Origin of the sequence: Sphingobium sp., assembly GCA_023266575.1 — a bacterium.
Classification (GTDB): Bacteria; Pseudomonadota; Alphaproteobacteria; order Sphingomonadales; family Sphingomonadaceae; genus Sphingobium.
In genome coordinates this window covers 453,581-472,490 of record JAHFPV010000002.1, presented here as the reverse complement: position 1 = coordinate 472,490, position 18,910 = coordinate 453,581, and the positions used below count along the sequence as shown (strand labels likewise).

Below are 18,910 nucleotides of genomic sequence, written 5' to 3'. Positions count from 1 at the left end.
CTTTACGAGCTACCAACTCGCCAAAAAAATGGCCGCTAAGCGAATGTTGGTGGTTACCTTTAAGCCCGCCGTCGAGGATGCTTGGCAATCCGACCTGGAAAACCATGTTGCTTTCGATGGATGGCAGTATCGTTCGCAGAATGCCGGAAACGGATCGGTCGAATATGATAGCAGCAAGCCGCTTGTATATTTCGGGTCATTTCAAGACCTTCTCGGACGCGATGTCTTGGGCAACATCAAGCTCAAGAACGAGTGGATTCACTCTGTAAATTGGGATTTGGTGGTTTTCGACGAGTATCATTTTGGGGCATGGCGGGACAGCGCCAAAGAGCTTTTCGAGGGCGAAGAAGACTCTATTGCTCGCGAAGAGGCTCTACTATCGCCCAGAACTGAAAAGGAGATTGAGAGGCTCAATGCCAAAGCTGCTGATTTGCAACAGCCTCTGGAACCGGAATCCGAATTCTTGCCGATTAGGGCGCGCGCTTATCTCTATCTCTCCGGCACACCGTTCAAGGCGCTGGCCACAGGCGAGTTTATCGAAGAGCAGATTTTCAACTGGACCTATACCGACGAACAGCGCGCCAAGGCTGATTTCGCTACCGCGTATCCGGGAGAGCGGAATCCATATGGCGCGCTGCCCATGCTCAGCCTGTTCACCTACCAGATGCCCGAAGAGCTGACAGCCATCGCAAGCGCTGGTGAGTTTGACGAATTTGACCTGAACGAATTTTTTTCTGCCAGTGGGACCGGTGTGCTCGCGACCTTCAAGCACAAGGATGATGTGCAGAAATGGCTGAACATCATTCGCGGGTCTTATAATCCGCAGACTATCGAGAATTTGAAAACAGGCACAAAAGCTCCCTTCCCATACGAAAATGCGCGGCTGTTGCCCTATCTCCAACATGCCTTCTGGTTTCTTCCTAATGTCGCTTCATGTCAGGCCATGAAAAACCTACTGGAAGAAAAGCAGAATGTCTTTTGGCATGAATACAAAGTCATCATGGCCGCTGGTGGCGGAGCGGGCATGGGTTTGGCGGCATTGAAGCCGGTTAAAGACGCTATCGGCAGCGGCTTTGAGAGCAAGTCGATTACGATTTCTTGCGGCAAGCTCGCCACCGGGGTCACCGTCCCGCAATGGTCTTCCATCCTCATGCTGCGGAACCTGAAATCGCCTGAAACCTATTTTCAGGCAGCCTTCCGAGTTCAGTCCCCTTGGTCGATCAAGAATCCCGATGGCGACGATCCGAACCGTGAGGATGTGCTGAAACCCGTTTGTTTCGTCTTCGATTTCGCACCAACGCGAGCGCTGCGTCAGCTTTCAGACTATGGCATCGCCCTGTCTCCCAGCGAGCCGAACCCTGAGAATGCAGTGCGTGATCTGGTGTCCTTCCTTCCAGTCCTGGCGCATGACGGGGCGATCTTGAAGCAGTTGGATGCAGGCGAAATCTTAGATTACGCAATGTCCGGCACCACCGGCACGCTGCTCGCGCGCAAGTGGGAATCAGCCATGCTTGTGAACGTGGACAACGACACGCTGCGCCGAGTGCTTTCAAACGAAGAAGCGATGGCGGCAGTGGGGCGGATCGAAGGTTGGCGCGAGCTGGGCGACAATGTTATCGAGACAATCATCAACAAGGCCGAGACGGTCAAAGACTTAAAAAACAAAGCCAAGGATGGTAAGCAAACCGAAAAAGAAAAAAAGGAATTGAGCGACGAGGAACGTGAATATAAATCGCTTCGTAAAGAGGTTCAAAAAAAATTGATAAAATTCGCGACTCGTATTCCAGCCTTTATGTATCTCACCGATTACCGTGAAAACAATCTACAGGACATCATTCGCAAACTTGAACCAGAACTGTTTATGACAGTGACTGGTCTGACCATTGAGGACTTTCACCTTCTTGTCCGGCTTAACGTGTTCAACACCGAGCGAATGAACGCAGCTGTGTTCGCGTTCCGCCGATATGAAGAAGCATCGTTGCGCTATACTGGCATCGACAGCCACCAAGGGCTGACCCAATACGGTCTTTATGACACTGTGGTAGCAAAACCTAATCCATAATCTCCCGATCACAACGACCAGTAGACAGAGGGCAGCTATATCACCTCACCTACAATAGCAGCGCGCCCTTCGATGAAAAACTTATACAACTTGTCAGTACGGCGTTGAGCTGCAAGAAGAACTTTACCTGCAACGACTGTATCATTCCCTGCCATCTTCTTCATCGTTCGATAAGAAGTGATATTTAAAGACCGTGAAAGTAGCTTAGCTCGCACTCCAACTTCAATGGCGATAGCCGACTTGCGATCCAAGTGTTTTGAATTTGATTTCAATAGCTTCATTTCATGGAGGTATGACCAGAGGTGTTCGTAGTTATCCACGATAGCCTTACGATTCTTACCGTAGTGACGAAGCAAATTCTTCAGCTTTTCGAAAGATTCATGCTCACCGACAATGTCGATATGGCCAGGTGACGCCCAGTGTATAGCCTTAATGTCTGGTCGGTAGTCCCGTCCGCCAGCCGCCCCTAGCGAACGGAAGAAGCCATAGTAGCTTCCTCCACCCTCCCAAGGCTTTACAAAAGACTCCATAACTTTGCGTTTTCGGTCAATCTCGACTTGTTCATCGATGAACAAGTCGATGCTACGGCTTAATGAGTAAAGATCAGATACGTATGAGTGAAATTTTCCAAACTCTTTCATATCCCACTTGCCATCTACGTTAAAACGCTGAACTGATTGCTCGGGAAATACAATAGATTGATAGTCTTCGCTATGATCTCGTGCAAAAAGCCCGTGATCAGGCAATAATGAGTTGATACGAGCTTTGGTTAACTCGACAGGTGTTAAATCGACCAAATCGCCGTTGTCCGCCGGTAGGTCGAACTCAAACCAAGTGTGACGATCTGGATAAGCCATTAGGAAACGAAGGTCGAACCGCTCGTTCAGATATTCACTAAACTGGTGAATGCTGACCTTGGCCCCAAAGAACCCTCGGCGTGCAATGTTATCGGTTGCGACCGCAACGACCTTGGATTTGTCCCCCATGCTCAAGGAAATAAGTTGTGGCCCATCTAAATAAAACAAAACCTGCTCAAATTGCGCCTTGGTGTGGACTGACGCCATATCAGATACTCACTATCTGAGCTACATAGCCAGAAACGACGTTCCCATCGGCACACCAAAAATCGACATGGCCGTTCTTCTTAGTGGTGTGCGCGCCGACATCCGCTGGGATATGAAGTTCGGCGGCGTGGGTCTTGTCTTTGAGATTTTTGTACTTCTTCACCACGGACGGGTCCTTGAACAGCGATAGCGAGGCGAAGCGACAAGGGTCCATTCCCGGCTTCAATACCTCCCCACGCGCTTGGTGAGAAAGCCAATCATATGCCGTTACCGTGTTGCCATTGTGGAGCACACGAAAAACTGGGCCGATCGCGTTTGTATCACGCGGAGCCGGTGGACAGCTAGCTGGCAAACCTGAAAACGTTAGAATAATCCCCATCAAATGCGTCATTGATGCAAAGGCCAAGTGTTGTCAAAGCGTTCTTGGCGTTGGCGGGTTTTGGCAGGCGTGCATTCCTCGGCCTTAAGCCTCTAAATGACCGACTTGTGAGGTTTACAGTCGGATCTGATCATGTTGTGGTAGATATACCCGTTAAATTTCAACAGATGCTTCCGCAAATCTAAAGCCATCGATCGATCAATCGGCCTACCCGATAGGCAATTCTCGTGCTGTGCGATGTCAATTAGCTATTTAAACCTAATGGACAGATGGCATTTGTGATGGTATCAAAATTGCGCATCCAAGAAATATAGATGTAAAGTCAGTACCTTGCTATGATTACCGGGTGCCCGTAGGGGTCACCATCAAGCAGGCGGGCGCGCGGTCGCCGAGCCGCGATGGTGCGAAGATAGGCGTTTTCCACGTTAATCCGTAGTTTACCATGGTTGACCTTGGCGGGTCTTAGGGTGCAACATTGCTGTCATGAAAAAGGCAGAAGGTGCATTGCTGACCATCAGCGAACTGGCGGGTGAACTGGGTCTGCCCCAACATATATTGCGCTATTGGGAAACCCGTTTCCCGCAGCTGCGCCCGCTCCAGCGCTCCGGCAATCGCCGCTATTACCGCCCCGCCGACGTGGCGCTGGCCCGCCGTATCCACGACCTGCTCAATGTCGAGGGCTTTACCGTCAAGGGCGCGCAGAAGATGCTGGTCGATGGCAATGGGACGAGCGTGCCTGACACGCCTGCCCAACCGGCCGACGACGTGCTGAGCCAGTTGCAGGCGATCCGTTCGACGCTGGCCCGCGCGATCGGCGAATAGGCCGCGTCAGCGCGTCCCCGGACCCAGCGCCGGGTCCAGGTCACGCGGGCGCGTGAAGCTGATCAGCGTGGCGATATTCTCCTGCGCCTGATCCCACCGGTCGATGGCAAGGTCCAGCACCGCAATACTGGCGGTCGGGAATTTCACCTCCACATCCTCGCGCAGCGGATTGGCCCCGTCATCGGGGACCAGGTCGAGGATCAATTCCTCCAGCCCCGGATTATGTCCGGTCAGCAGCGCACTGTCGGCGCTGTCGGGCAGGTCGCGGATGACATCGAACAAGGTGGGGGAGGAGGCGAGATAGATGCGCCGGTCCCAGCGCGCGTCGAGCGTCTCGCCAAAGCCTGCAAAAAACGTCTCCAGCGTCTGCACCACCCGCACGGCGGGGGATGCGACCAGCGCGTCAAACTGCATCTGCCGCCGGGCGGCAAATTGCCCCATCAACAGCGCCGCCTTCTCGCCCCGGTGGTTCAGGGGCCGGTCGAAGTCGCGGGCCACCGGATCGTCCCAGTCGGACTTGGCGTGGCGCAACAGGGTCAGCCGCTTCATTCTCTCTCCAGATGGCTGTGGCCGGATTCGTGTCCCTGATGCCCTAAGGGCGTCGTTTCGCCAAGGGATTCGCGCCGCGAAGCGACACTGACGGCAATGATTGCCTCGTCCAGTGTCACCCGGCGGATCGGCGTGCCTGGCGGAAAGGCGCTCAGCAAGCGGCTCGGCATCGCGGCGGACAGGATGACGAAACTGCCCTTGTCCTCCGCCCGGCGAATGAGGCGACCGAATGCCTGCGCCAGCCGCGCGCGGATCAACCGGTCGTCATAGGCATTGCCCCCGTTCGCCAGCCGTCGGGCCGCGTGCAGCACCGTCGGCTTGGACCATGGCACCCCCTCCATCACCACCAGCCGCAGCGAATGGCCCGGCACGTCCACCCCGTCGCGCAGCGCGTCCGTCCCCAGCAGCGACGCGCGCGGATCGTCGCGGAAAATGTCGACCAACGTGCCGGTGTCGATCGGGTCGACATGCTGCGCGTAGAGCGGCAGCCCTGCGCGCGCCAGCCGGTCGGCGATGCGGGCATGGACCGCGCGCAGCCGCCGGATCGCGGTGAACAGCCCCAGCGTGCCGCCGCCCGCCGCCTCGATCAATCGCCCATAGGCACCCGACAGCGCGGCCAGATCACCGCGCTTGATGTCAGTGACGATCAGCACTTCGGCGCGCGCGGCATAGTCGAACGGGCTGTTTGCCTCGAACCGCCCGGCGCCATGGGGCAGGTGGGTCGCGCCGCTGCGGCTTTCCGCATTGCCCCAGTCGCCCCCGCCTTTGAGCGTAGCGGAGGTGACGATCACCCCCTGCGCGGGTTTCAGCACGGTTTCGGCGAGCGGACGGCTGGGGTCGAGCCAGTGGCGATGGATGCCAATATCATATTCGCGCCCCTCGACCCGGTCGACCGTCATCCAGTCCACATAGTCGGGGTCAGCAGGCCCGCCGATCCGCGCCAGCAGCGCCAGCCAGGCGCTGATCAGGTCGCGCCGCCAGCCGAGCGACGCGACCGCCCCCTCGATCCGCGCCCGCGCCGCGCCATCCAGCCAATCGGGCGCGTCCTCGATCACCGCTTCCAGCCGCCGCGACAAATGCGTCAGCGGGCGCAGCAGCGCATCGAGCGCCAGCGCGGCCTCCTGTGCCGCCTCGACCAGCGGGCCATCAGGCGCGGCCAGTTCGGTCTCCAGCCCATAGCCCGCATCCGCCTCGCCCGTGTCGGCGGCGCGGGCAAACACAGTGCCACGCACCGCACCGAACAAGGCTTCGAGCGGCCCGAACGGCTCCCCCGCCACCACGCGCTTGAGCCATTCATCAGCGGGCAAAGCGAGCGCCGCGTCGGCGGCGGCGCGGATCGCCTCTCCCCCTTCGACATCATAGCTGGCCAAGTCCGACAGGCGCGCCGACAGGCCGCGTCGTCGCCCGCGCGATCCGCCCTCCGGTCCCATGATCCAGCGGCGCAGCTCGATCGCCTCCTGCCCCGACAGGGCAACGGAGAAGGTCGAATCCGCCGCATCGAACAGATGATGCCCTTCGTCGAACACGATGCGCTGCGGTCGCTGCCCGGTTTCGCGACCGCGCGCGGCGTTGATCATCACCAGCGCATGATTGGCGATGACGATGTCCGCATCGGCGGACGCACGTGCCGACCGCTCGATGAAGCATTTGCGGTAATGCGGACAGCCTGCATAGATGCACTCCCCGCGCCGGTCGGTTAGCGCGGTGGAGCCGTTGCGGCGGAACAAAGTGGGCAGCCAGCCGGGCAAGTCGCCGCCGACCATATCGCCATCCTTGCTGAACGCCGCCCAGCGCGCGACCAACTGCGCCAATATCGCCGCACGCCCGGTAAAGCCGCCCTGCAACGCATCTTCCAGATTGAGCAGGCAGAGATAATTTTCCCGCCCCTTGCGCACCACCACCCGTTTGGCCGCCACCATCGCATCGGGAAACAGGCGCAGCGATTCGCGATCGAGCTGGCGTTGCAACGCCTTGGTATAGGTTGACACCCACACCGTACCTTGCGCCTGCGCTGCCCAGAGCGAGGCGGGGGCGAGATAGCCCAATGTCTTGCCGATGCCGGTGCCGGCTTCCGCCAGCAACATATTGGGCTGGTCGCGATGCGCGCGCGGGCGAAAGGCGCTGATCGCGGCGGTGGCATAGGCACGCTGGCCGGGCCGGGCCTCCGCCCCCGCGCCGGTCAACGCATCGAGCTGCGCCAGCACCTGCGCTTCATCCAGCACCACGGTGCGCGGGGCGGGGCGGGGCTGCGCTTCCTCCCATTCGGGAAGCTTGGAAAAGAGCCAGCGCTCGGCTTCCTTGGGCTTGGCGATCCGCGGGGCGACGAGTGGCGACCAGGGCCAGCGCAGCCGGTGCAGCGTCTGCGCCGACGTCCAGCCCCCCTCCCGCTCGCGCCAGTCCGGCGATTCGATCCGGTCGAGCAACGCCTGCGCCGCGCTCTGGAGCAGGGCGGGAATATCCGCCTCCGCGCTCGGCACCGGCAGGCCAAGCGCCTGCGCCAAACCCTTGGGCGTGGGGACCAGGAAGCGGGCCGGGTGGAGAAAGGCCCAGAGCTCGAGCAGGTCCAGGCCATTGAGATCGGGATAGCCCAGCCGCTGGCCAGTCAGCGGCGCATTGAGCAGCAGTACCGGCGTTTCCGCCGCCCGGCCGATCGCCTGTCCCTTGGCCAGACCTTGCGTGCGGCCACCTTCGCGCAACCAGATGCCGCCATGGCTGGCGTGGAGAGCGGGCAGGGATGCAGGATTAATCACCCGCCCCGTTTAAGCGAGCGGGAACAAAAGGAAAACCTGTTTCAGCTCGTCCGGCGGCCAAAACCGCCACCGCCACTGCTTGCGGCCATCGCGCGTACGCGCGGCTGAAATGCTACAGGCGTGCGCAGCGCAGCGCGGGCCAGTTCAAGCTGGTCGTAAAGCGGGCCTTCATTCAGCTCATAGGGGAAACGGATGCCCATGCGATCCTCTTCGGACCAGCGCACCGTGCCGAAAGTGATATGCCCGTCCAGGTCGATCTGGCACGAAGAGCCTGCTGGCAGGGTGCAACCGACTACCTGCGCGCCGCCCTCGCTCAAATCGACGATCATGCCTTCTAGGCTGTCCAATACGGTCGTGACGACAATGGCAATCTCGACCACGATGCGTTCGCGGGTGCGCAAGCTGTGCATGGTGCCTCCAGAAACCCGATTATCGACGGTCAGGGTTAATGAAACCCTAATGTGCGAACGATTCTTAACGCAGATTTGCTACCGAAGGACGTTTCTTTTCGGCCTGTCCGGGGCTAGGGGGCGTAATCATGACCGCGACAGATATTCTCCGTACCGCCGCACTGGCGGCCAAGGCCTGGCCCTATGAAGAAGCGCGCAAGCTGCTCAAGCGCTATCCCAATGGCGCGCCGGACAAAGGCCATATCCTGTTTGAAACCGGCTATGGTCCCTCAGGCCTGCCGCATATCGGCACGTTCAACGAAGTGCTGCGCACGACGATGGTGCGCAACGCCTATCATGCGCTGTCGGATATTCCCACGCGGCTGGTGGCCTTCAGTGACGATATGGACGGGCTGCGCAAGGTGCCCGACAATGTCCCCAACCAGGCGATGCTGACGGAGCATCTGGGCAAGCCGCTGACGCAGGTGCCGGACCCGTTCGGCAAGTTTGAAAGCTTCGCCCATCACAATAATGCGATGCTGCGCGAATTTCTCGACCGCTTCGGTTTCGACTATGAATTCGTCTCCGCGACCGAACGCTATCAGGCGGGCGCGTTTGACGATACGCTGCGGCAGGTGCTGCGGTGCAATCAGGCGATCCTCGACATCATGCTGCCGACCTTGCGCAAGGAACGGCAGGCGACCTATTCGCCCGTCCTGCCGATCAGTCCCAAGAGCGGCATCGTCTTGCAGGTGCCGGTCGAGGTGATCGATGCCGAGGCAGGCCTGATCCGCTTCGAGGATGAGGGTGAAATGATCGAGCAGTCGATCCTGTCCGGCGGCGCCAAGCTGCAATGGAAGGTCGACTGGGCGATGCGCTGGGTCGCGCTGGGCGTCGATTATGAGATGGCGGGCAAGGATCTGATCGATTCGGTCACCCAGTCGTCGAAAATCTGCCGCGCGCTGGGCGCCCGCCCGCCCGAAGGCTTTAATTACGAGATGTTCCTCGACGAAAAGGGCGAGAAAATCTCCAAGTCCAAGGGCAATGGCCTCAGCCTCGAACAATGGCTGACCTATGGTCCGCAGGAAAGCCTGGCCTTCTACGCCTATCGCGAACCCAAAAAGGCCAAGCAGCTGCACATGGGCGTCATCCCGCGCGCGGTGGACGAATATTGGCAGTTCCGGGTCAACTATCCCAATCAGGCGATCGAACAGCAGCTCGGCAATCCGGTCCATCACGTCCATGATGGCAAGCTGCCTGAAGGCCGGTTGCCGGTGACCTTTGGGCTGCTGCTCAATCTGGTGGGTGTGATGGGCGATGCCAGCCGGGATCAGGTGTGGGGCTATCTCACCAACTATGTCGCGGACGCCTCGCCGGACACCTATCCCGAACTGGACGCGCTGATCGGCCATGCCTTGGCCTATCATCGCGATTTTGTGGCACCCACCCTCCAGCGCCGTGCGCCCGACGCCAGTGAAGCGGCGGCGCTGCGCAGGCTCGACGCAGAGCTGGCCGCGCTATCGGCGGACGCCAGCGCGGAGGATATCCAGAACATCGTCTATGCCATCGGCAAGGATGAGGCGTTCGGCTTTGCCGAGCTGCGCGACTGGTTCAAGGCGCTCTACCAAACGCTGCTGGGCGCGGACCAGGGACCGCGCATGGGCAGCTTCATCGCCCTCTATGGCATTGATAACAGCCGCAAGCTCATTGCGCAGGCATTAGCCGCCTGAATCGCGGATTTTTCGCAGAAAAGCGGAACTTTTCGGGCGGACGCGCGTTCTGCGCAACGGTCCACCCCCCTTTCGGACTGATGGTGCGTCCTGCGTGCCATCGGCCGCGCTTGCCCGGCAACGGGCGGCGCGGCCAAGTTGGGGGGAAACATCCATAAAAACAGCCCCGGACATTGCTGTCCGGGGCTGTTTTTTTATGCAGGCGTCTTACCAGAAGAAGCCGCGATGCACCTGGATCACGCGCCCGTTGCGGACATTGACCAGCAGCACATCGTTATAATGACGTACCCAGCGCTGGTTCACGCCCGGACGGGGCAGGCGATAGCGATAGGGATCGGCGATATAATAGCGCGAATTATAATAGGCCGGGCGAAGCTGGACGCCGACATTCCACTGATTGTAGCGGAAGGGCGCGCGCCAGTTGCCGCCGCGATAGACATCGCGGTGATTGCGGCGATAGTCGCGCCAGTCCTCGCGCGCTTCCTGGCGGGCATCGCGGACATCGCGCCGTTCTTCACGCACGTCGCGGCGGTCGCCATAGCGCTGGGCCTGACGCAGCTCCCGCTGCTCCTCACGCAGGTTGCGTTCGCTGCGGCGCGCTTCGCCATAGGACTGGGCGGACGCGACACTGGGCGCCACCGTAGCGGCCAGCAGGCCCAGGATGATCAGTTTACGCATAGCATATCTCCTATTTCCTCTGGCGGCTGAACCCTGTCCGGCTGGATCGGGTTCCTGTCGCCAACACAAGGAGATATGGGGCAGCGCGCCTGAACGCCCGGCGAATGAAGCTGTCAGTTTTCAGTCATTTATGTCGCAAAGTGTAACGAGGGGATGAGGTGGAGAGCGCGACACCTGCGCCCCGATCCGTTCGTTTCGAGCGAAGTCGAGAAACCAGCGCGCTAAGTTTCTCGACTTCGCTCGAAACGAACGGTCGGCGGGGATTTAATCCAAGTCTATCACGCCCTCGGTTCCCAGGGCCGTTCACGAAACCATTTGGTGACGACATATTTGGTGCCCTGTTCGACTGGCCGGGCGGCGTGCAGGCTGAACCGGTTGGGCGCGCCGTCGGCGTTCATATTGTTCCATATCAGGATCATTCCCTCGACCGGCGGCACCATGAATTGACATTGGGGGAAATGAGTTTCGCCCCCCGCCTCGACCGGGGAGAGATAGATCATCGTGGTCCAGCTGCGCTGACCGCCAGTGGCGCGCATGGCGGGCCAATAGTCGGCGGTGACCGGGAAATAATCGCAATGCAGCCGATATTCCTGGCCGCTGGTATAGCGCTGGCCCTGCAATGTTTCGCCATGGTCTGCGGGCAGGCCAGTCAGCGCGCAGATGCGGTCGCTGATGGCCTTGATCAATGGATCGAACGGATCGAGATTGCAGCTATGGCTGGTGCGATAATCGGCGTTTGCGCTGCCGGAAAAGAGCGTCGAAGGCTGCGCGCCCGCATCGATGATCGCGCGCAGATCGGCGCATTCTTCTGGGCTGAGGAAATCCTGCCGCCCATAGATGGCAAGGTCAGGCGCGTCGATCCGGCTGACCATCGGGTTGCGCTCCAGCCGCGCCTGCACCTGCGCGCCTATGGCCGCGCGGGTGGGCGAAGCGATGCCGCCATCATCGTTACCGTCTGTCATGCGGCCCTCCTGCCACAGCGGCCAGTGCCATGAAAAGACCCCGGCGCGTCGCCGCACCGGGGCCAGTATTCCTGAAGGCCACTTCAGGGAGGCGTGCTACCAGAAAAAATCATGGATCACGTCGACGACATAGCCGTCGCGAATGTCCACCAGCATGGCGTCGTCATAATAGCGGACCCAGCGCAGCGTGCCGTACGCGGGCGGCAGGCGATAGGCATAGGGGTCGTTCAGCCAATAGCTGTTGGAATAGAGCAGGCTGCTCAGCACGATGCCGACGGAGAAGCGGCGATAGCCATAGTCCCAGCCGCGCGGCGCGTTGTAGCGGCCCATGCGATACTGGTTGCCATAGCGGTTGCGATAGCTGTTCCAGTCATAGCGCCGGTCCTGTCGCCAGCCATTGTTCCAACGCTGCTGGTTGCTCCAGCGGGTGCGGTCGTCATAGCGGCGGCCATTATTCCAATTGCCTGCCGAGCCGCGATTGTCGCTCCAGCCACGATCATCGCGCCGGTCGTCGCGCCTGTCCTGACGATAATCCTGCCGACCGTCGCGGCGATCGTTGCGCCAGTCCTGCCGATCGGCACGCTGGTCCTGGCGATAGTCCTGCCGGTCATTGCGGCGATCATCCCGTCTGTCCTGTCGTGCGTCCTGCCGCGCCGGTGCTGGCACGACCGCAGGATTGCCGGGGTTGCGCCACGGACGATCCGCACGCGGTTGCTGGACGGGAGCCTGCTGCACCGGTGCCTGCGCTACCGCGCGGTCCTGCCGCTGCTGCCAGCGTTGCACCTGCTGCCCGTCGCCGCCCATCGGCCGCTGCCCGTTACCGCGCCACTGATAGGATTGACGGTCCGCTCCGCCACGGTCTGCCCCACCGCGTTCTGCACGGTCGCCGCGATTGCCACGGCCATTCTCATTGCTCTGGGCATAGGCTGGCGCGACACCGCTCAGCAGCGTTGCGGCCATCAGTCCCGTCAGCATCATCTTCCTGAACATCATCGTGACTTTCTGTTTGCGGGAACCTTCTGCCCCCTCATGCCGCCCTTCTAGATGGCGCGCGATGTCGCAATTCTGAACCTGTCCGTCAGCTTGCTGAAAGAATCGCCGGGCGTAATGAACCCAATTTCGGCTTTGCGCGTTGTTCCGTGTTCGTATCGTTCTGTCCGTTAAAAATGGCCAGAACCGGGTCAAAAGCTGATCCAGATCAGTGCAGGGTGCCTGCCCTCTCTATAGGACTGCCGAGTGAAGAAATCTCCCAATGTCAGCGGCGTCCGCCAGGCTCTGCGCGAAGCGACGAGCGACAGCCATCACCGTGTCGACACGCTGTTTTCGGGCTATCAACTTGATTCGCAAAGCCATTATGCTGCCTTCCTGACAGCTCATGCCCGTGCGCTGGGCGCACTCGAATCGGTTGCGCGCCCCGCATCGCCACGCCTGCCGCTGATCACGGCGGATCTGGCGGCGATGGATATGGCCATGCCTGCGCCCCTGTCGCTCGCTGATCCCGACCGGGACGGTTATCGCTGGGGGCTGCTCTATGCGCTGGAAGGTTCGCGCCTGGGCGGCGCAATGCTGGCGCGTCAGGTCGCGCCGGGCCTGCCCCGCGCCTATCTGTCGGCCGTCCATGGAAAGGGCGGCTGGGTCGCGTTTCAGCAGGCGCTTGATCAGGCCGCCGCTGAAGGGGGCGAAGGCTGGCTGGACGACGCCGTGCAGGGCGCGCAGGCGGCCTTCGCCCTTTTTGCCGCAGCCGCCCGGCCCGAACCGGTTGCCGCCCATGGCTGACGGCGGCAGCGGCGCGGATTTCGCCGTCAACCTCACCAATTGCGATCGGGAACCGATCCATGTGCTGGGTACGGTCCAGCCATTCGGTTTCCTGATCGCGCTGACCGCCGACTGGCTGGTATCGCGCGTGTCGGCCAACAGCGCCGCGTTCATCGGCCTGTCCCCCGACGACATGCTGGGCAAGCCGGTCAGCGCGCTGTTTGATGGCGAAGCCATCCACACGCTGCGCAACCGCATCACCCTGCTGCGTGGCCCCGATTCGGTCGAGCGCATCTTCTCCCTGCCGCTGATGACGGGCGGCACGCCGTTCGATGTCGCCGTCCATTTTTCCGGTCAGCTTGTGGTGATAGAGGCGGAACCCGCCAGCGCGGACGAGATGGAGGCCAGCAGCACTGTCCGCGCGATGGTCGCGCGGCTGGGGCAGGCCGATGGCATGACCGCCTTCCTGCGCGATGGGGCGCGGCAGGTGCGGGCGTTGACCGGGTTCGACCGGGTGATGGTCTATCGCTTCGCTGATGGCGGCGATGGCGAGGTGGTGGCCGAAGCGCTGCGGCCCGGCATCGACAGCTTCTTTGGTCTGCACTACCCCGCATCCGACATTCCGGTGCAGGCGCGCGCCCTCTATCTGCGCAACATCTTTCGCGTCATCGCCGATGTGCAGGCGGTGCCCGTGCCGGTCGTCCCCACGCTGGATCCGACCGGCGCGGCGCTGGACATGTCGCTGTGCCTGACCCGCGCCGTCTCGCCGATCCACATCGAATATCTCCGCAATATGGGGGTGGGGGCGTCGCTCTCCATCTCGATCATTGTCGAAGGGCGGCTGTGGGGGCTGTTCGCCTGCCACCATTATGCCCCGCGCCTGCCGACCTTTGCCCAGCGCAGCGCGGCGGAACTGTTCGGCCAGATCTTCTCGATGATGCTGGAAAGCCGCGAGCGCGCCGAAACCGCCGCCTATGAGGGCAAGGCGCGGCAAGTGGCCGACCGGTTGATGTCGGCCGTGGCGCAGGATCATGACCTGCTGTCCAATGCGCGCTGGCTGGGCGACATCATCTTCGACACGATCCCCGCCGATGGCGTGGGCGTCTATATTGACGGACAGATCAGCTTTTCAGGGCTGACCCCGGACAAGGCGACCTTTGCCGGGATCGTCTCGATGCTCAACCGCGTCGCCGCCAGCCAGGTCTATACCACTGATACGCTCAGCCGCGTCCTGCCCGAAGCGGCGGCCTATGCCGATCGCGCCGCCGGGCTGCTTGCCATTCCCCTGTCGCGCCGACCCCGCGACTATGTCGTGCTGTTCCGCGCCGAACAGCTGCGCGCCGTGCGCTGGGCGGGCAATCAGGAAAAGCATATCGAATATGGCCCCAACGGCCCGCGCCTGACCCCGCGCAAAAGTTTTGAGGAATGGTCTGAACTGGTGAAGGGGACTGCGCTGCCGTTTGCCCCGGCGGAATTGCGCGTCGCCGAAGCGCTGCGCACCGCCTTGCTGGAAGTGGTGCTGCGCCTGTCTGATTCAGCGGATGCGGAGCGGCAGCGCGCGCATGAGAAGCAGGAATTGCTGATCGCCGAACTCAACCACCGGGTACGCAACATATTGGCGCTCATTCGTGGCCTCTTGTCCCAGACGCGCAGCAGCACCGTGACGGTCGAGGAGTTTATCGGCACGCTCGAAAGCCGCGTCCATGCGCTGGCCCGCGCCCATGACCAGATCACCGCCGACCGCTGGAGTCCCGCGCGCCTCTATGACCTGATCGAGGTGGAGGCGGGCGCTTATCTGGGCGAGCGGCGCGATCGGGTGCGCCTGTCCGGTCCCAATGTGCTGCTGACGCCGGGCTGCTTCACCGTCATGGCGCTGGTGATCCACGAAATGCTGACCAATGCCGCCAAATATGGCGCGCTGTCGGACAATGGCACAGTGGCGATCGACTGGCATGTCGATCAGGATGGCAGCCTGCTGATCGACTGGACCGAAAGCGGCGGCCCGGCGGTCGTAGCACCGACGCGGCGCGGCTTTGGATCGACCGTGATCGAGCGCTCCATCCCATATGATCTGGATGGCCATGCCGAAATCCACTACCGTCTGGCCGGGATAGAGGCGCATTTCTGCATCCCTTCGGTCCATGTCGTGTCTGTGCTGCCCGATGTCGTCGGCACGGATCGCCCGCTGCCCGTGATCGCCGCGACGCCTGAATTGCTGAAAGGTCGGCACGTCCTGCTGGTCGAGGATAATATGATCATCGCCATGGATGGAGAGGATGCGTTGCGCGATCTGGGCGCGGACGTAACCACCGCCGCCAGCGTCGCGCGGGCGCGGGAAGCGGTCGAGCAGCAGCCCATTGATCTGGCCGTGCTGGATTTCAACCTGGGCGCTGAAACCAGTATGCCGGTGGCGGACCTGCTGGTCGAACGCGGCATCCCCTTCCTGTTTGCGACCGGCTATGGCGACGGGCTGGAACTGCCGGATCGCTTCGCCGGGGTCACCTTGGTCAAAAAGCCCTATTCGGGCGCGACCCTGGCGCAGGCGATGACGCCGCTGGTCGATCGGACCCGCTAGAAACGGAATGTTTCGCGCTTGCCCGTTGTGGTTGTTCTCCCGCGCGCCAATGTGCTGGGCATGACACAGCCCAGCCTCTTCATCCCCCATGGCGGTGGTCCCTGCTTCTTCATGGACCCCGCCGACCCCGACCATCCACATAGCGATCCGATGTGGCAGCCGATGCAGGACTATCTGGCCGGGCTGATCGCCAGCCTGCCCGAACGCCCCCGCGCCATTCTGCTGGTGTCGGGCCATTGGGAGGAGGCGGCTTTCACCGTCCATGTCGGCGAAAGGCCCGCCTTGCTGTTCGACTATTATGGCTTCCCCCCGCACACCTACACGCTGCGCTGGGACGCGCCAGGCGCGCCGGATTTGGCCGCGCGCGTTGCGGCACTGCTCGCCGATGCAGGTTTTGCGACCGCGCAGGAGGCGGCGCGCGGCTGGGACCATGGCGTGTTCATTCCGCTGAAGGTCGCGCTGCCCGATGCCGACATTCCGCTGGTCCAGCTGTCGCTGCGCCACGATCTCGACCCCGCCGCCCATGTCGCCGCCGGGCGCGCGCTGTCCGTGTTGCGCGACGAAGGCGTGCTGATCGTCGGATCGGGCATGAGCTTTCACAATCTGCGCGTGCGCGGAGCGCAGGCGACCGCGCCATCACAGGTGTGGGATAATGCGCTGACGGCGGCGGTGACCGATCCCGATCCGGCCAACCGGGCCGCGCGCGTCATCGCGTGGGACAGCCTGCCCAACGCCCATTTCGCCCATCCGCGCGAGGAGCATCTGCTGCCGCTGATGGTCGCACTGGGGGCGGGCGGCGATGACCCTGCGGTGCGCGACCATCACAGCATGGTGATAGGCTGGGCGGTGTCGGGCTATCGCTTCGGCTGAGGCGCAGGCCTGCCCAGCGCCGGGACGGTGCGGGCAGCCTCCTCCGGCGTAATGCCCGGCGGCGGGGCGGCGGCACCCTGTTCGCCGATACCCGTATCCTCCCCCCGCATGATCCGCCCCGCCCGGCGGATCGCACCGCGCAGCCGGGGATAGATGCCGCAGCGGCAGATATTGGTGATCGCCGCGTCAATCTCCGCATCGCTGGGATCATTGGTCCGGCGCAGCAGCACGGACGCGGCCATGATCATGCCGGGGATGCAATAGCCGCATTGCGACACATTGTCGGCGGCGAACGCCTGTTGCACCGGATGGCCGCGATCGGGCGACAGCGCCTCGATCGTGGTGACGAAACGGCCCTCGGTCTTGCCGATCGTCACCTGGCAGGACCGCACCGCTTCTCCGTCTATGTCCACCGTACAGGCACCGCAGTCGCCGGTGCCACAACCATATTTGGTGCCGGTCAGGTTCGACGCATCACGCAGCGCCCAGAGCAAGGGCGTATCCGGGTCCATGCGATATTGCACCGGCCGGTCGTTGACGGTGAAGCGGGTCATTCGGCGTCCGGCTCTTCCGTTTCGACCTTGTGATACAAGACTTCGTTGCGGACGTGGATGATCTTCGATCCCAGCCGGATTTCCTGAATGAAGGTCGCAAAGCCGCCCGCCTGCAACAGCATCGCCAGACTGAACAGCACCGCGATCGCCGTCCCCAGATGCGCGTCGAACAAATTGCCCGCAAACAGCAGGATGACGACCAGACAGACGGCGCAGGCCGACGCGACCGACAGGAAGATCGCGATATTGACCACGCTCATACGTTTGTCGAGGACGCGGATTTCATTGACCAGCCGGTCATGCTCGCGCCCCCGCGTGGTCAGGATCGCCGCCTCCACCGTCCGCGCCCGGTCGATGATCCGCGCCAGACGACTGACGCAGACATTCAGGAATGCGCCGATCCCCGCCAGCAGGAACACCGGGGCGAGCGCCAGCTGGATGGTCTGCGCGACCTGAGAGACTTGTGGCAGCGGGATCATGGCGCTGGCGCGACCGTCAGGCCGCGCCCTTGGCCGGCGTATTGACGCCCATCGACTTGAGATAGGATTTGATGTTGCGCGCAGCCTGCCGCAGCCGCTGCTCATTCTCCACCATGGCGATGCGGACATAGCCTTCGCCATCCTCGCCATAGCCCACGCCCGGCGCGACCGCGACCTTGGCATGGGTCAGCAACTGCTTGGAAAATTCCAGGCTGCCCATGTCCTTGAGCGCAGGCGGCAACGGTGCCCAGGCGAACATCGATGCGGGCGGGGCGGGAATGTCCCATCCGGCGCGGCCGAAGCTTTCGACCAGCACGTCGCGGCGCTTGTGATACAATTCGCGGTTCTTCTGCACGATATCCTGCGGCCCGTTGAGCGCGGCGCAGGCGGCTGCCTGAATCGGCGTGAATGCGCCATAATCCAGATAGGATTTCACCCGGCTCATTGCCGCGATCAGCTGTTTGTTGCCGACGGCGAAGCCGATCCGCCAGCCTGCCATCGAGTAGGTCTTGCTGAGCGAGGTGAACTCGATCGCAATATCCTTCGCGCCCGGCACTTGCAGGATCGAAGGCGTCGGGTTGCCGTCATAATAAAGCTCGGAATAGGCAAGGTCGGAAATCACCCAGACCTTGTTCGCCTTCGCCCAGGCGACCAGCCGCTCGTAAAAGGCCAAGTCCACCGTCTCGGCGGTCGGGTTGGACGGATAATTGACCACCAGGATCGACGGACGCGGCACGGTGAAGGCCATGGCGCGGTCGAGCGAACGGAAATAATTATCGTCCGGCGTGGTCGGCACCGACCGGATGGTCGCGCCTGCCAATATGAAGCCGAACATATGGATCGGGTAGCTGGGGTTGGGGGCCAGCACGACATCGCCCGGCGCGGTGATCGCGGTGGCGAGGCTGGCGAGGCCTTCCTTCGACCCCATGGTCACGACGACCTCGGTTTCCGGATCGACATCAACGCCGAAGCGGCGGCCATAATAGTTCGCCTGCGCCTTGCGAAGGCCCGGAATCCCCTTCGATTGCGAATAGCCATGGGCGTCGGGCTTGCGCGCCACCTCGATCAGCTTGTCGATGACATGGGGCGGTGGCGGCAGGTCGGGATTGCCCATGCCCAGATCGATAATATCCTCTCCCGCCGCACGCGCGGCGGCCCGCATCGCGTTGACTTCCGCGATGACATAGGGGGGCAGGCGCTTCATGCGATAGAATTCTTCGGACATTATAAGGCTTTCCTGAAAGCTCTAGGTAAGGAATAGTGCGTGTCGCGCCGTTGCCGCGTCACAATCT

General features: G+C 61.7%; 17 protein-coding genes. 6 read left to right on the top strand and 11 right to left on the bottom strand.

The annotated features are described in order from the left end of the window. A partial coding sequence (locus Q0D44_RS04775; protein WP_294133150.1) for a restriction endonuclease occupies positions 1-2,062 on the top strand: 2,062 nt, incomplete at its 5' end. Between the two features lie 35 nt (positions 2,063-2,097). Here Q0D44_RS04775 and Q0D44_RS04770 read toward each other — a convergent pair. Beyond that, positions 2,098-3,126 carry a hypothetical protein gene (locus Q0D44_RS04770; RefSeq protein WP_294133147.1) on the bottom strand — a complete coding sequence of 343 codons (1,029 nt, stop codon included), beginning with the start codon at positions 3,124-3,126 and terminating at the stop codon, positions 2,098-2,100. 1 nt (position 3,127) lies between these two features. Next, entirely contained in the window at positions 3,128-3,532 is a 405-nt protein-coding gene (locus tag Q0D44_RS04765) for a hypothetical protein (protein WP_294133145.1), read from the bottom strand. A gap of 456 nt (positions 3,533-3,988) precedes the next feature. On the opposite strand from Q0D44_RS04765, the gene Q0D44_RS04760 reads away from it, so the two are divergent. Next, complete coding sequence (locus tag Q0D44_RS04760; RefSeq protein WP_294133144.1) at positions 3,989-4,327, top strand: MerR family transcriptional regulator; 339 nt, start codon at positions 3,989-3,991, stop codon at positions 4,325-4,327. Positions 4,328-4,333: 6 nt separating this feature from the next. On the opposite strand, the gene Q0D44_RS04755 is transcribed toward Q0D44_RS04760, so the two are convergent. Genes Q0D44_RS04755 through Q0D44_RS04745 form a run of 3 tightly spaced genes read right to left on the bottom strand, consistent with a single transcriptional unit; the run spans position 4,334 to position 8,036 of the window. Further along, a complete protein-coding gene (locus Q0D44_RS04755) occupies positions 4,334-4,876 on the bottom strand; it encodes a histidine phosphatase family protein (protein ID WP_294133143.1) in 543 nt (180 codons plus the stop codon). After that, positions 4,873-7,626, bottom strand: a complete 2,754-nt coding sequence (locus Q0D44_RS04750) for an ATP-dependent DNA helicase (RefSeq protein ID WP_294133140.1) — start codon at positions 7,624-7,626, stop codon at positions 4,873-4,875. Before Q0D44_RS04750 ends, Q0D44_RS04755 begins: the two co-directional genes overlap by 4 nt. Before the next feature lie 41 nt (positions 7,627-7,667). Next, the gene (locus Q0D44_RS04745; RefSeq protein ID WP_294133138.1) at positions 7,668-8,036 is read right to left on the bottom strand and encodes a PilZ domain-containing protein; all 369 of its coding nucleotides are present in this window, start codon (positions 8,034-8,036) and stop codon (positions 7,668-7,670) included. A 128-nt stretch (positions 8,037-8,164) separates the two neighbouring features. On the opposite strand from Q0D44_RS04745, the gene Q0D44_RS04740 reads away from it, so the two are divergent. Further along, positions 8,165-9,745 carry a lysine--tRNA ligase gene (locus Q0D44_RS04740; protein ID WP_294133136.1) on the top strand — a complete coding sequence of 527 codons (1,581 nt, stop codon included), beginning with the start codon at positions 8,165-8,167 and terminating at the stop codon, positions 9,743-9,745. Between the two features lie 207 nt (positions 9,746-9,952). Here the strand turns inward: Q0D44_RS04740 and Q0D44_RS04735 are convergent, their stop codons facing one another. From Q0D44_RS04735 to Q0D44_RS04725, 3 genes are all read right to left on the bottom strand, one after another. Then, entirely contained in the window at positions 9,953-10,423 is a 471-nt protein-coding gene (locus tag Q0D44_RS04735) for an RcnB family protein (RefSeq protein ID WP_294133132.1), read from the bottom strand. A gap of 278 nt (positions 10,424-10,701) precedes the next feature. Next, positions 10,702-11,385, bottom strand: coding sequence for a 2OG-Fe(II) oxygenase (locus Q0D44_RS04730; protein ID WP_294133131.1), 684 nt, complete (start codon positions 11,383-11,385; stop codon positions 10,702-10,704). Between the two features lie 96 nt (positions 11,386-11,481). After that, positions 11,482-12,378 carry an RcnB family protein gene (locus Q0D44_RS04725; protein WP_294133129.1) on the bottom strand — a complete coding sequence of 299 codons (897 nt, stop codon included), beginning with the start codon at positions 12,376-12,378 and terminating at the stop codon, positions 11,482-11,484. A 243-nt stretch (positions 12,379-12,621) separates the two neighbouring features. Between Q0D44_RS04725 and Q0D44_RS04720 the strand changes: the two genes are divergently transcribed. Genes Q0D44_RS04720 through Q0D44_RS04710 form a run of 3 tightly spaced genes read left to right on the top strand, consistent with a single transcriptional unit; the run spans position 12,622 to position 16,585 of the window. After that, a complete protein-coding gene (locus Q0D44_RS04720) occupies positions 12,622-13,161 on the top strand; it encodes a biliverdin-producing heme oxygenase (protein ID WP_294133127.1) in 540 nt (179 codons plus the stop codon). Beyond that, positions 13,154-15,715 (top strand): HWE histidine kinase domain-containing protein, encoded by a 2,562-nt coding sequence (locus Q0D44_RS04715; RefSeq protein ID WP_294133125.1) that lies wholly within the window; start codon positions 13,154-13,156, stop codon positions 15,713-15,715. The genes Q0D44_RS04720 and Q0D44_RS04715 overlap by 8 nt, the downstream gene beginning before the upstream one ends. Before the next feature lie 60 nt (positions 15,716-15,775). Continuing rightward, entirely contained in the window at positions 15,776-16,585 is an 810-nt protein-coding gene (locus Q0D44_RS04710; protein WP_294133122.1) for a class III extradiol ring-cleavage dioxygenase, read from the top strand. Here Q0D44_RS04710 and Q0D44_RS04705 read toward each other — a convergent pair. From Q0D44_RS04705 to Q0D44_RS04695, 3 genes are read right to left on the bottom strand one after another with little or no spacing between them, the layout of a single operon-like run. Continuing rightward, positions 16,570-17,139 (bottom strand): (2Fe-2S)-binding protein, encoded by a 570-nt coding sequence (locus tag Q0D44_RS04705; protein ID WP_294133119.1) that lies wholly within the window; start codon positions 17,137-17,139, stop codon positions 16,570-16,572. The two genes, Q0D44_RS04710 and Q0D44_RS04705, sit on opposite strands and share 16 nt — an antisense overlap. Continuing rightward, a complete protein-coding gene (locus tag Q0D44_RS04700) occupies positions 17,136-17,618 on the bottom strand; it encodes a DUF2721 domain-containing protein (RefSeq protein ID WP_294133114.1) in 483 nt (160 codons plus the stop codon). The genes Q0D44_RS04705 and Q0D44_RS04700 overlap by 4 nt, the downstream gene beginning before the upstream one ends. 16 nt (positions 17,619-17,634) lie before the next feature. Further along, positions 17,635-18,843, bottom strand: a complete 1,209-nt coding sequence (locus Q0D44_RS04695; RefSeq protein ID WP_294133110.1) for an LL-diaminopimelate aminotransferase — start codon at positions 18,841-18,843, stop codon at positions 17,635-17,637. Between the last annotated feature and the right edge of the window lie 67 nt (positions 18,844-18,910).

Coding starts and splice junctions, on each gene's coding strand:
- Q0D44_RS04770 (WP_294133147.1), bottom strand. CDS start 3,126: ATGGCGTCAGTCCACACCAAGGCGCAATTTGAGCAGGTTTTGTTTTAT.
- Q0D44_RS04760 (WP_294133144.1), top strand. CDS start 3,989: ATGAAAAAGGCAGAAGGTGCATTGCTGACCATCAGCGAACTGGCGGGT.
- Q0D44_RS04755 (WP_294133143.1), bottom strand. CDS start 4,876: ATGAAGCGGCTGACCCTGTTGCGCCACGCCAAGTCCGACTGGGACGAT.
- Q0D44_RS04745 (WP_294133138.1), bottom strand. CDS start 8,036: ATGCACAGCTTGCGCACCCGCGAACGCATCGTGGTCGAGATTGCCATT.
- Q0D44_RS04740 (WP_294133136.1), top strand. CDS start 8,165: ATGACCGCGACAGATATTCTCCGTACCGCCGCACTGGCGGCCAAGGCC.
- Q0D44_RS04735 (WP_294133132.1), bottom strand. CDS start 10,423: ATGCGTAAACTGATCATCCTGGGCCTGCTGGCCGCTACGGTGGCGCCC.
- Q0D44_RS04730 (WP_294133131.1), bottom strand. CDS start 11,385: ATGACAGACGGTAACGATGATGGCGGCATCGCTTCGCCCACCCGCGCG.
- Q0D44_RS04725 (WP_294133129.1), bottom strand. CDS start 12,378: ATGATGTTCAGGAAGATGATGCTGACGGGACTGATGGCCGCAACGCTG.
- Q0D44_RS04715 (WP_294133125.1), top strand. CDS start 13,154: ATGGCTGACGGCGGCAGCGGCGCGGATTTCGCCGTCAACCTCACCAAT.
- Q0D44_RS04710 (WP_294133122.1), top strand. CDS start 15,776: ATGACACAGCCCAGCCTCTTCATCCCCCATGGCGGTGGTCCCTGCTTC.
- Q0D44_RS04705 (WP_294133119.1), bottom strand. CDS start 17,139: ATGACCCGCTTCACCGTCAACGACCGGCCGGTGCAATATCGCATGGAC.
- Q0D44_RS04700 (WP_294133114.1), bottom strand. CDS start 17,618: ATGATCCCGCTGCCACAAGTCTCTCAGGTCGCGCAGACCATCCAGCTG.
- Q0D44_RS04695 (WP_294133110.1), bottom strand. CDS start 18,843: ATGTCCGAAGAATTCTATCGCATGAAGCGCCTGCCCCCCTATGTCATC.